The sequence below is a fragment of the Acinetobacter sp. F-1 genome (genome assembly GCF_022869025.1).
GTDB lineage: Bacteria > Pseudomonadota > Gammaproteobacteria > Pseudomonadales > Moraxellaceae > Acinetobacter > Acinetobacter pseudolwoffii.
The window spans coordinates 15,658-28,385 of record NZ_JAJKFX010000008.1 but is presented as its reverse complement, the minus strand read 5'-3'; the positions used below and the strand labels follow the sequence as shown (position 1 = coordinate 28,385).

At 40.1% G+C, this 12,728-nt stretch carries 9 protein-coding genes and 3 pseudogenes; 6 read left to right on the top strand and 6 right to left on the bottom strand.

The annotated features are described in order from the left end of the window. The first annotated feature begins 67 nt into the window (after positions 1–67). Positions 68–955 (top strand): LysR family transcriptional regulator, encoded by an 888-nt coding sequence (locus LOZ91_RS08925; RefSeq protein WP_035337435.1) that lies wholly within the window; start codon positions 68–70, stop codon positions 953–955. Between the two features lie 40 nt (positions 956–995). On the opposite strand, the gene LOZ91_RS08920 is transcribed toward LOZ91_RS08925, so the two are convergent. The 4 genes from LOZ91_RS08920 to LOZ91_RS08905 form a co-directional block, all read right to left on the bottom strand. Continuing rightward, positions 996–1,796, bottom strand: a complete 801-nt coding sequence (locus tag LOZ91_RS08920) for a sulfite exporter TauE/SafE family protein (protein ID WP_005093808.1) — start codon at positions 1,794–1,796, stop codon at positions 996–998. Positions 1,797–1,837: 41 nt separating this feature from the next. Next, positions 1,838–2,332 carry a flavin reductase gene (locus LOZ91_RS08915; RefSeq protein ID WP_005093807.1) on the bottom strand — a complete coding sequence of 165 codons (495 nt, stop codon included), beginning with the start codon at positions 2,330–2,332 and terminating at the stop codon, positions 1,838–1,840. A gap of 98 nt (positions 2,333–2,430) precedes the next feature. Beyond that, positions 2,431–3,474 carry a methionine synthase gene (locus LOZ91_RS08910; RefSeq protein WP_004733166.1) on the bottom strand — a complete coding sequence of 348 codons (1,044 nt, stop codon included), beginning with the start codon at positions 3,472–3,474 and terminating at the stop codon, positions 2,431–2,433. Positions 3,475–3,524: 50 nt separating this feature from the next. Further along, positions 3,525–4,508, bottom strand: coding sequence for a putative oxygenase MesX (locus tag LOZ91_RS08905; RefSeq protein ID WP_074382654.1), 984 nt, complete (start codon positions 4,506–4,508; stop codon positions 3,525–3,527). Positions 4,509–4,785: 277 nt separating this feature from the next. Between LOZ91_RS08905 and LOZ91_RS08900 the strand changes: the two are divergent. The 4 genes and pseudogenes from LOZ91_RS08900 to LOZ91_RS08885 form a co-directional block, all read left to right on the top strand. After that, a pseudogene (locus LOZ91_RS08900) lies at positions 4,786–4,981 on the top strand (IS3 family transposase); the annotation flags it as partial. Between the two features lie 132 nt (positions 4,982–5,113). After that, positions 5,114–5,428, top strand: a pseudogene (locus tag LOZ91_RS08895) (transposase); the annotation flags it as partial. Between the two features lie 142 nt (positions 5,429–5,570). After that, positions 5,571–5,879 carry a helix-turn-helix transcriptional regulator gene (locus LOZ91_RS08890; protein WP_004282130.1) on the top strand — a complete coding sequence of 103 codons (309 nt, stop codon included), beginning with the start codon at positions 5,571–5,573 and terminating at the stop codon, positions 5,877–5,879. After that, positions 5,876–7,165, top strand: coding sequence for a type II toxin-antitoxin system HipA family toxin (locus tag LOZ91_RS08885; protein ID WP_100535629.1), 1,290 nt, complete (start codon positions 5,876–5,878; stop codon positions 7,163–7,165). The genes LOZ91_RS08890 and LOZ91_RS08885 overlap by 4 nt, the downstream gene beginning before the upstream one ends. An 18-nt stretch (positions 7,166–7,183) precedes the next feature. Here the strand turns inward: LOZ91_RS08885 and LOZ91_RS08880 are convergent, their stop codons facing one another. Then, a complete protein-coding gene (locus tag LOZ91_RS08880; RefSeq protein ID WP_244783058.1) occupies positions 7,184–10,531 on the bottom strand; it encodes a DEAD/DEAH box helicase in 3,348 nt (1,115 codons plus the stop codon). Between the two features lie 247 nt (positions 10,532–10,778). Between LOZ91_RS08880 and LOZ91_RS08875 the strand changes: the two are divergent. After that, positions 10,779–11,015 (top strand): annotated as a pseudogene (locus LOZ91_RS08875) (hypothetical protein); the annotation flags it as partial. 29 nt (positions 11,016–11,044) lie between these two features. On the opposite strand, the gene LOZ91_RS08870 reads toward LOZ91_RS08875, so the two are convergent. Further along, positions 11,045–12,727: a fructose-specific PTS transporter subunit EIIC gene (locus tag LOZ91_RS08870; RefSeq protein ID WP_244783057.1), complete on the bottom strand. Its 1,683-nt coding sequence runs from the start codon at positions 12,725–12,727 to the stop codon at positions 11,045–11,047. Position 12,728 lies beyond the last annotated feature (1 nt).

Genomic DNA, 12,728 nt, shown 5'->3' with positions numbered 1-12,728 from the left:
TTCTTTTAATTATTTTCCTATTATGAATAATTCTATAAATATTATTCATAATAGGAATATTTTGATTTTGGAATTGAAGCTTCTTAGAATTTTTGTACAAGTAGTTAAATCAGGTAGTTTTTCAGCAGCCGCTGAACAACTCTGCTATACACAACCAACGATAAGTAAATCTATACAACAATTAGAACAACAAATTGGTGAAAAATTATTCATCACTGGGTATAGGAAACGTCACGTTAAACTGACCTTTATAGGGGAACATGTTTATAAACATGCACTATCTATATTGCAGCAACATGAGGATATGCTAGACAGTATTCAAAATATAAGATCTCTCAAAGCAGGAGAATTGAGTCTAGGTTTACCTCCATTAGGTGCAATTTTAATGCATCGTTTGATTGCGCGATATCATAGAAATTATCCTGAAATTAAGCTGAATTTTTTGGAAGTAGGCTCGTTAAAAATAGAAGAAGCCTTAGTGAATAAAAAAATTGATGTAGGAATAGTTTTAGGAAATCCACATAGTGATCTGTACTCAATAAAAATATTAAATTCCCCTTTATGCTTATTAGCAAAACAAGATTCACATTTAACGAAATACGAGAAAATTAATTTTGATGATTTAAAAAATGAGAATTTTATATTTTATACAGATGATTTCAGTTTAACCCCCATCATATTAAGTGAAGCTCAAAAAGCAGGATTTGAACCTAATATTGTCTGTAAAAGTAGCCAATGGGATTTCATAGTAAAAATGGTAGAGGCAAATATGGGCATAGCTATTCTTCCAGAAATTTACTGTAGAAAATTTAGTAACTTAAAAAAAATATACTTCAATAGTGATGATATGACCTGGCAATTACATATGGCTTGGCATAAAGGATTAGAGATCTCTCATGCAACAAAAGCCTGGTTAAATTTAGTAAATAAATATAGTCATGAAATAAGTCTTTAAAATTACATTTAGCATAAAATCTCTTATGCGAAGTCCAATATTAAATTAATCCCTTCACAAGGAAGAAGCTTGCTACAATGACCAATAAAACTGCAAAGCATTTCTTTAACATTGCTGGTGATAAAGCATGTGCCGCCTTCGCACCAAACTTAGCCGTAATGAAACTCATGATGCTAATGCCAATAAATGCATAAATATGCACATAACCAATGGTATTAGGTACATTAATCTCAGCATTTATACCAAAAATAATAAAACCTAATGCACCAGCAACAGCAATGGGGAGTCCACATGCCGCAGATGTTCCAACCGCCTTCTGCATGACCACACCATAGCGATTCAGGTACGGAACCGTCAGGCTACCGCCACCAATCCCAAAGATTGCTGATGCAACTCCAATCACACTACCAGCAGCAATTTGTTGACCTGATGAAGGTAAAGTTTTCGTTGGATCAATTACTTTTTTGGCACCTGTAAACATGGTATAGGCAACCCAAATCAGAAATAAGCCAACAATGATTTGTAGATGTAATCCTGATATCAAACCTGCAATACCCGCCCCAAAAAAGCAACCAATCGCCATGGGTGGTGCTAGATTTTTAAATACCGACCAAATCACAGCCCCATTTTTATGATGCGCCATCAATGAGCTAATCGAAGTAACAACAATGGTTGCTAAAGATGTGCCTAATGCGAGGTGCATAACCACATCGGGGTCATAACCCATTTGAGTAAAGACAATAAAAAGCAGTGGCACAATAATCGTACCACCGCCGACACCAAACAGCCCTGCTGCAAAACCAGCAAAAGCACCGATGACTAAAAAGGTTATAAGTTCCACAATAGACTAACTTTAAAAAATGAAAGGATTAAGGCGTTGAATTAAGCGTGTTCCAACTGACCCACTTGATGATAAGCACGGTTAAAATACACCAGGCTTTCTTCTTGATCGCTTTGTTGAACTTGAAGCACACGACACATGAAAATACTGTGTGTACCCACTTGCTGAATGTCCTGAATTTCACAGTCAAAACTGACCAAGGCATCTTGCAAAATAGGTGAACCAGTTTCCAACGCACTCCACTCACCTAAGTTGAAACGCTCTTCAGAACTGAATTTACTTGAAGCAAAAGCATTTGAAAGCTGTTCATGCTGAGTACTTAGTACGTTTACAGCCAAGACTTTATTTTCAACAAAATGGGCATGTGAACGGGAGGATTGATTCATACAGACCAATAACGTTGGCGGTGTATCCGTCACGCTACATACGGCAGATGCAGTAAATCCATGCATACCTGCTTTACTCGCAGTCGTAATAACATTCACTGCTGTGGTGAGTAAAGACATTGCATTTCTAAAGTCTGTTGCTTCAATCATCTCTTTCATCTCAAATGTACATATCACGTGCTCGTGCTTTAAGTAGAACAAATCATCTTGCAATAATTTGCCCCTGCTTCGCACGAGACTACGTTTGATTAAGCTTCTAGCTCTTTACGAACAATGGCAGCACCTGCGCTTAAAGCCTCAAGCTTGCCACGTGCAACTTGGCGAGAAAGTGGTGTCATACCACAGTTGGTTGAAGGATAGAGTTTATCTGCATCAACAAATTGAAGTGCTTTACGTAAGGTATTCGCCACTTCTTCTGCAGTTTCAACTTTGCTAGTTGCTACATCAATGGCACCCACCATCACTTTCTTACCACGGATCAATTCAATCAAATCCATTGGTACACGTGAGTTTTGGCATTCAAGTGAAATAATATCGAGCTTAGATTGTTGTAGTTTCGGGAATGACTCTTCGTATTGACGCCATTCATTACCTAAAGTTTGTTTCCAATCTGTATTGGCTTTAATGCCGTAACCATAGCAAATATGAACTGCAGTTTCACATTTTAGACCTTCAAGTGCACGTTCTAAGGTTGGTACACCCCAGTCATTCACTTCATCAAAGAATACGTTAAACGCAGGTTCATCAAATTGGATAATGTCTACGCCTGCTGCTTCAAGTTCTAAAGCTTCTTGGTTCAAAATTTTGGCAAATTCCCAAGCCAGTTTTTCACGGCTCTTGTAGTGTCCGTCAAAAAGTGTATCAATCATGGTCATTGGACCAGGCAACGCCCATTTAATTGGCTGACTGGTTTGGCTGCGTAAAAATTTCGCATCGTCTACAAACACTGCTTTTTTACGAGAAACTTCACCCACAACTGAAGGTACACTTGCATCATAACGATTACGAATACGCATGGTTTCACGCTTTTCGAAATCTACACCTTCAAGATGTTCAATAAACGTGGTTACAAAGTGCTGACGGGTTTGCTCACCATCACTCACGATATCGATACCTGCAGTGACTTGCTCATGTAATGATAATTTCAAAGCATCACGTTTAGCTTCTAATAATTCTTCGCCTTCAAGCTTCCATGCAGACCATAATTTTTCAGGTTCAGCTAACCAAGACGGTTTTGGCAAGCTACCCGCAGTTGAAGTTGGGAGTAAAAGTTTCGGTTGTGTAAGCGCCATGTCTAATCTTCTTTGTCTAAATTCGTAAATCTGTTTATCAATTTAATGGATTAAGCAGCTGTTTCGACTTCGAAATTTGCAGCCCATTCATTTAAAATGTCTTGATAAGGCTTAATGAAGTTTTCTTCTGTCCATTTACCTTGCTTAACCGCTAACTCACCACGTTCAACACGGTCATAAACGATACGTGTCAGTGAGTAATCGCCATAGCTCAAGCTTGGTTGATACTCCACACCTGCCGGAGAGTTGGTGTTGTAAATTTCAGGACGATAAATTTTTTGGAAACTTTCCATGGTCGCAATAGCACTGATCAATTCAAAATCAGTGTAATCACGGACCAAATCGCCAGCGAAATAGAATGCTAATGGTGCATTACCACCTTCTGGTTTAAAGTAGCGTACACGTAAACCCATTTTTGCAAAATATTCATCGGTACGTGAATATTCATCATTTTTGTATTCCACACCCAAAATAGGATGTACGTTGGCTGTACGGAAATACGTTTTAGAGGTTGAAACGCTTAAGCAAATGACAGGTTGTTTTTTAAATTCTGCTTTAAATACATCTGAATTGACTAAATGTTGATAAAGCTTGCCATGTAGATTGCCAAAATCTTCAGGTTTTTCACCTACACCACAACCCAATTGTGGCAATACCACGCTGAAGTCGTAATCACGCACATAAGATGAGAAGCTATTGCCGATCATGCCTTCAATACGCTCATTGGTGTGGTGGTCAAGGATGGTACTTTTTAAAGTTTCAATAAATGGAAAGGTTTGACCATTGCCTTCGATATCAATTTCAGCCGAGATGATATCGATTTCAAGTGAATAGCGATCACCTTTTGGATTGTCCACGGTGGCCAAGCTATTGAAACGATTGTTGATCATTGCAAGGGTACGAGCAAGGTTTTCTTGGCGGCTTTCGCCACGTGCCAAATTAGCAAAGTTGGTGGTTAAACGTGTGTTGTTTGCAGGCGTATAGTTCTCATCAAAACGGATACGTTTAATTGAACATTGAAATGCTGTACTCATGGAGATAGGCCACCCTAAATTTTTATAAAAAGCTAAATTTCTGTATGGCTGTATTTAAGCGTGAATCATAACATGAGTAAAACGATATAAATTCAGCTTAAGATGAGAAATACTCATCTTAATAAATTAAAGATGCTGAGGATTTTTAGTTATTCAGTAAGCTAAGCGGCTATCTAAAATCTTTATCTGAAATTGGTAATGTTTTTTGCAACTTGAACCGTACCGGGTTTGTCAGAGACCAACTTTCCTGCGATGAGAAGCGCATCGCTTCGCAAGGGAACATCGAGCAAAACGAGATCTACATGATTTTCATCATGCTAAGCAAATCAAACGAATTTGGAAAGAAAGTTCGGGCCGGTATGGCGTTCGTAAAGTCTGGCAACAACTGCAACGAGAAGTTATGTTATTGCGCGCTATACAGTTCTCGATTGATGCAAAATCTTGAAATACAAGGTGTATGGCGTGGTAAGAATACAGATATGGTGCTTGATGCGCTGAGTTATGTGTCGTCTTTTGAGCTTGAAGCAATGTACGATTATAAGATTAACCCGTTAGGTCAGGTGGCCTAACTTAAATAAAAGTCTCCGACAAACCCGGTACGGTTCATTGCAGATCGGCAAGGGCATGCGGTGATTCCACCTAGAAAAAATGCGAAACCATGGAAAGATACAAAGAGTAGCTCGCTAGAGCGAAATGAATTACTTCGAACAGTTAAGCGTTTAGGCAGGACACTATGGAAAAAATGGTCAGGCTATCATCGGCGAAGTTTGGTTGAAACTAAGATGCATTGCATCAAATTATTAGGAGATAAAATCAGTGCAAGGAGTTTTGATAGCCAAGTGAATGAGATCCATGCACGTGTAGCAGTCCTTAACAGATTTACGGAATTAGGTCGACCACTTACCCAAGTTACGCCTTAAATTTGGCTCAATTAGGGGCGCTTTGCATTTCAAATCTTTGTGCAACAAAGCCGATCGAAATGATAAAGTCATAAATTGCTTTTCAAAAAAAAAGAAACTAATATGTTTCTTACAGAACCTAAAAGCAATAAATGCATCTACAATGAATAAGTCTTTACTTCAGCAAATCAAAAAAAGACGAACCCAATTGGGCTTAAAGCAAGTTGATATGCAATCCCGTACAGGCATTTCAAGACAGCAGTACCAAAAACTGGAAAGTCAGGGCAACCCTCGATTAGAGACCTTAGAAATTATAGCGGCAGGATTAAATGCTCAACTGATGCTCATCCCTGATGATAAGGTTCATTTGATCAGACAATTATTGAATGATGAAATTAAAGTCACTATTGAAGATCAGGATGACTTAATGACTAACCCATGGAAGGGTCTTCTCGGAGGAGAGGAACCATGAATACTGTTGCCGTCCTGAAATTAACATTACATCACGGTATCGTTGGATACTTGGCAGGATTTCAGAGCGGAAAAAATATTCTGGTTTTTACAGATTCTTTCCGCTCTGATCAGCAACGCCCGACCTTGAGCCTGCTGACTTCCCCCTTGTATCCTCAAGTGGATAAAATTTTAGAAAAGACCTATGTTACACATCAGCGTTTACATCCCTTGCTATCAAACTTGCTACCAGAAGGTGCATTACGCGAACTGATTGCACAAAGCCTCAAAGTACATATAGACAATGAATTTCAGTTATTGGCAGCTTTAGGTCATGATTTACCTGGAGCACTCATTGCGACTCCATTAGATCCAGAAGAAATTCCAGATGAAATAAAATTCAAACTGCAGATCTCTAATCCAGATCAGATCTTAAAGCAAGAGATTCGAACAGATAATAAGTTTTCCTTGGCCGGCGTCCAAATGAAGTTTTCCATGAAAGCCAAAGATGGGCGTTTTACACTAGTCCAGGCAACGGAATCGTCTCTACTCGGGGACTGGATTATCAAAACTCCTTCTTCCAGACATGCTTTTGTTCCGCTAAATGAATATTCTATGATGAGCCTTGCCAAAACGGTCGGAATAGATGTCCCTGAGATTCGCTTGGTGGATATGGCCCTTTTACAAGACCTTCCACCATTAAATTTACCCCAAGAGCAATATGCTTTCGCAATCAAAAGATTTGATAGACAGAGTACTGCTGATACTACAGAGCTTATTCACATCGAAGACTTTGCTCAGATCTTCGGTGCATATCCACAGCAGAAATACAGCACCACAAATTATGAGCAGATAGGAAAGATCATTTATCAATTTTCAGATAACAAAATTCTTGATATTCAGCAATTTGCCAGCCGCTTACTTGTCAACATTTTGCTCGCCAATGGAGATGCACACTTAAAAAACTGGAGTATGATTTATCAGGACAAAAGAACACCAAGATTATCTCCCGCATACGATATATTGATGACTAGTGTATATATTGAAAATGAGCTTCATTTCGCATTGAATCTTGCCAAAAATAAAGATTGGTATTTAGCTGAGATGAAACACTTTGAACAATGGGCTGAAAAAGTCGGTGTTCCATGGCGTGTTATTGAAAAACAACTTCACGCCATTATGGACAAAGCACGGTCAGTATGGCCAGCGCTATTACTAGACTTACCTATGATTTCTGTTCATAAAGAAAAATTAAGAGAACATTGGAAAAAATTGCATCCAGACTTTCAGATACTTACAGATGATTAGAGGAAACCTGTAACCAAGCTAAAATTTCTCAAACAATTTCATCACATCATTTTCCGTCAGTTTCGCTTCTCCCTCATGATCTGTGCTTAGAATAGACTGTGCCAGTTCTGTTTTATTCTGCTGCAAGGCAATAATTTTTTCTTCTATGCTTTTATTGGTAATCAGCTTATACACAAATACCGGCTTGTCCTGTCCAATCCGCCATGCACGATCTGAAGCTTGATCTTCAGCAGCAGGGTTCCACCATGGATCATAGTGAATGACCGTATCTGCGGCAGTTAGATTCAGACCGACCCCTCCTGCTTTCAGACTGATTAAAAATACCGGCACTTGTCCAGACTGAAATGCTGTAATGACTTCATCTCGCTTTTTGGTCTTTCCAGTCAGCTTCACATAGCCAATTTCTGCGTGATAGAGCTGTTGTTCAATCAGTTCCAACATTGAGGTAAACTGAGAGAAAATAAGAATTTTTCGTCCCTCTTCCACCATTGGAACAACCATATCCATCAACTGTTCAAGTTTGGCAGAATACGCCTGCCCGGTTTTAACTGAATCCAGTTTCAGCAAGCTAGGATGACAACAGACCTGACGCAGCTTCAGCAAGGCATCTAAAATTTGGATTTGACTACGCTTAAAGCCTTTTTCTGCCACAATTTTCTGAATATTTGCCTGCATCGTGGCGCGAACAGCCTCATATAGCTTGGATTGCTGCTCATTCATGTCAATATTGACTTCAATCGTGGTTTTTTCAGGCAATTCCTTGGCAACGTCAGTTTTCAAGCGACGTAAAATAAAGGGTTTAATGCGGTTTACCAACTTTTGCCTTAACTGCTGATCGCCGCGTTTTTCAATAGGATAGCGGTACTTTTTATTAAAGATTTCTTGTGAATATAAAAATCCTGGCATTAGAAAATAAAATAGTGCCCACAGCTCACCCAAATGATTTTCCATAGGTGTACCAGTTAGACATAGACGATGTCGCGCTGTTAATTGCCGTACTACCTGTGCAGCTTTGGCACGCGGATTTTTAATATTCTGCGCTTCATCCAGAATGAGTTGATGATATTCATATTGCTTCAGTTGCTCTTCATCTCTCGCCAAGAGCGGGTAGGTGGTTAACACAATGTCATAGTGTGAAATCTGCTCAAAATACTGATGGCGGTCGGGGCCTTGTAGCAGCAGTACCTTGAGCTCAGGGGTAAATTTTTCCGCTTCTTTGAACCAGTTATGCATCAGCGATGTGGGTGCAACAATTAAGGCGGGTCTGTCCTGCAAATGACCAGCCTGCTTTTCCATGAGTAAGTGGGCTAAAGTTTGTGCTGTTTTACCCAAACCCATATCATCCGCCAGAATCCCGCCATGCTGGGTTTCCCTTAAAAACTGTAACCAGCCTAGGCCCTGCTGCTGGTATGGACGTAATTCCCCCTGAAAATCTTGTGGTGTCGGCAGTTGTTGCTGATAGCCTTGTTTGAATTTCTGCGCAAATTGCTGCAGGCGATTACTGACCTGCCACACCATCCCCAGATGATGCTGTAATTCTAATAGTTGACTCGCATCATAGCGATCTATGCTACGCTCTTCTTGCTGTAAAATGCTCTGCAGATGCAACAATACCGGCTTAATGTCCTTTGCGGATAAAGCCAAATCTGGTTGATCCGCTGCAGTTTTCAGGGTGAAAATTTGACTGTCATTCAGATGACCAAAAATCCGTGGATCAAGTAAATCAGGCTGTTCTTTCACCAAAGCCACAAGTGCATCGAGTAAATCATAGCTATTGCCTGCACTGTCCTGAACGGTCGCCCCGATATTGAACCAGTCTTGTTGGCTTTCAGATTCAGTGATGGAAATATTTAAATTTTCAACATATTGCAGCTTAAATGGGCTGTGTTCCAGATGCTCTATCTGCCATCCAATCAATTCAATTTGATTGATGGGCATCAGCTGTTTGATCCAGTCTCCATAGAACGCAAAAACCATAGAATCAAGACGTTGTTTATCCAGTTTTAATTGCTGGTAATAATTAAGATCTTTCACCCACTTCAGTGATTCGACCAATAGCTGTAAACGCTGGATTGACTGTTGTTCCTGAACTAAGTCCCGAAGCTGTCGCACCATTTTGCCATGCTGCTCACCAATAAAACTGTCACCTGATGTACCTGCTTTTATTCGTCCGCCTACATAGGAGAATTCAATTTCGGCACAAACAGACTCTTCCCATTTCCAATCAAATTTATCTAAAACACCGAAGCGTAAAATTGGCTGGGGACTTCCCTCAAGGACATCAATATGCTGAATAGACTCGGGCTGAGGCAGATTTTTCACGTCTGAATATTGATGAGTCAGTTTCTCAAACTCTGGCAAGAGCATAGATGGAAGATCAGGCATCTGTAAAAAATGGTACAGAAGATTTGCCGTATATTCACCATATAACTGGCCCACCGTGTTCTGTTGAATATCCACATAACATGGGGGATGGCTCGCGAGAATCTGAATATGTGGATTTGATTTCAAATCGAGTCGAATATCACCATTGACCAATTCAATGTTTAAATGCTCTGTCTGTTTGTTTACACCTTGTTGCCAGATCAGTTCGATGTGATAGCCTTGTTCTGACCATTGAAGTGCAGTATGGCTCTTTTTTTGCCAGTACACATCGCCACTTTGAATAAAAGATTTGAAATGTTCCAATAAAATTCTGGAGATATCAAGATTGCTTTGATAAAAGCGTTCGTCACTGTTTATTTTGGCATAATAATAAATCTGGTTAAATAATTGTCGTTTTTGTTCAGGTAAAGTCAGATGCTTTCTGGTGATATTTTCATATTGGGTATAATAACTTTCCCCCGCAATTGAGCCGTTTTTATTGCGTCTGGCCTTCTGAACATCAACTGTCAATTTCTTTAAGCTGACAGACTGATCTAGCAGGTAAATTAAATAATTGTTTGTTTTGACAGATTGCTCTGGTTCAGTCTGTTGTAAATACCGTTTAAAATCATTCAACCAGCGCTGCGCCTGATCATCCCCCCGTTGGCGTTTTGCGATTCCCTGCGAGGATTGAGATTCAGCATAACGCTGTTGAAATTCCTGACGATATTCTTGAAAGAATAATCGCGCTAAAGCAGCAGCATGTTTACAGTTATATCCAACCGGACAAGTGCAGTCGTCATCGATTAAACGGTCTTTTTTAAGATTATAGGTAATCGCGGTATCGTAATAATCTGTCCCTTCAATTTGAGCATACATCGTGACATCATCATTTTCTTCAAAGAACTCAATTGTTTCTCTATCAATGTGTTTAGCATAGCTCAGACTGCGCTGAAGAGTTGCAGTACTAAAGCGAGATAGAAAATTGATCAATGAGGACATAATTACCAGAAACCAAAAATGTTTATACAATTATAACGGACAAAGCTGTCATTTCAGAACAGTAGTGCTCGCCAACGTATCAAAAGGAAATAAATCCATGCTCAAAAACTTAATGTTTACTACAATGGATGGGGTGAATATTGGCTTTGGGGTACATTGGTCTCCTCAACCGCAATCACAGGTCGGCCATTAATCGCCTTTGAATACAGTGCAGAAGCGATCAGTAAAGGTTTAGAACTTTCCTGCACATCAAATGGATATCATGGGTGAGGCACTGAATATTCCTCGACAAGCTCTTGTGAAACTTGGTACTCAGGAAGCGGAACTTTGTGTCCAAGAAGTCGATGAAATTATTGGCTCGATTTGTAAGGTTGCAATCCGATTCAGCAATATCGCTCATGACCTATTACCTGGACAAATTCAAGCAGAGACTCTCCAACTGATCCAAAATAGGATTGAGCATAATATTCATTTATTGCACTAAATAGCCTTCACAAAGCTTCTATGAAGGGCTTACTCTAACCGTTGTTTTATCACGGCATAAGCTACACCAGTCACCACACTTCCAATCGCAATCGCCAATAAATATTTTAATGGATAATTCATCGCATTCGGAATGATCAGTACCATTACACCGCCATGAGGAGTGACTAGTTCACATTTAAATAATGCAACCAAAGCCCCAGTTACAGCACCACCTGCGATCGCGCATGGAAGCACTCGAATCGGGTCTTTGGCAGCAAACGGAATAGCCCCTTCCGAAATGAAACATAGGCCCAGAACTACAGCAGCCTTCCCTGCATCTTGCTCAGGTTTGGCAAATTTATGCTTTGCCAGAAAAGTTGCAATTGCCATACCCAATGGCGGTACCATACCCGCAGCCATGGTAATCGCCATCGGTCCGTATGTTTGTGACGTAAGTAAGCCCACCGTAAAGGCATAAGCCGCTTTATTTATTGGCCCCCCAACATCAATACACATCATACTCCCAAGGATAATCCCCATGATCATGGCATTGGTCGTCCCCATATTGGCAAGGAAGTGTGTGAGTAATTCAAACAATTGTGCAACAGGCTGTCCAACCACATAAATCATGATTAAACCAACAGCTAAACTCGCTAATAGTGGAATAATCAAAATTGGTTTTAATGCTTCTAGGCTACTTGGGAGTTTAAGCTGTTTCGATAAAAATAACGCAATATAACCTGCAATAAAACCTGCAACTAATCCACCGAGAAAGCCTGCCTCTAATTGTGTTGCAAGTAAACCGCCAATCAAACCTGGAGTTAAACCCGGACGATCCGCAATAGAATAAGCAATGTAACCTGCCAGCATAGGTACCATAAGAGTAAATGCTGCAGCACCTATTTGCTTTAAGGATGCGGCAAAGCTTCCTTCAACAGGGTTGAGGCCAAACATAAACGAGATGGCAATGATCAAACCGCCCGCCACCACCATCGGCAGCATGAAAGACACCCCTGTTAAAAGGTGTTTATAAATTCCAGTTTTTTCTTTGTTTTCATTTTCTGTCTTAGTGGCTGTTTGCTTACCCGTTTCAAGCACTTTGGCTTCAGCAATTGCATTTGCAAAAGTCTTATCCGTTTGCTTAAGAGCAAATCCTGTACTGCAGCGATATACACGTTTGCCTACAAAGCGATCTGTATTGACCTCAATATCCGTTGCTAAGATCACGACATCTGCTTTGGCAATACTTTCTGCCGATAAAACATTTTTAGCCCCAACCGATCCTTGGGTTTCAACATCAATCTGATAACCGTACTTTACTGCACCTTGTTGTAAGGCTTCGGCCGCCATAAACGTATGCGCAACACCAGTTGGACATGCTGTAATGGCGACAAACCGTGTAACCCCTACATTGGCTGCAATAGTTTCATCTAAAACATCTGAATGCTCAAGAACTTGTTGCAAAAGCATGATCGCATCGTGTTGTGCGTTATTCAAACCAATGACTTTCACAACCTTGTCACGCAGTTGATCCGCTTCTGCCGACTTCTGTCCTACAAAAACAACCGTATCAATAACATTTGATAAATCGAGATGCTCGACTGATGTCGCCACATGATTGGAAATACCAAGTGCTGTCGCTGCTTTGGACAGTTTTTTGGACAAAATCACTGCATTAATCGGCTGCTCGGGACTATGTGGCACAAATAAAATATGTTTTATCTCTGGCATC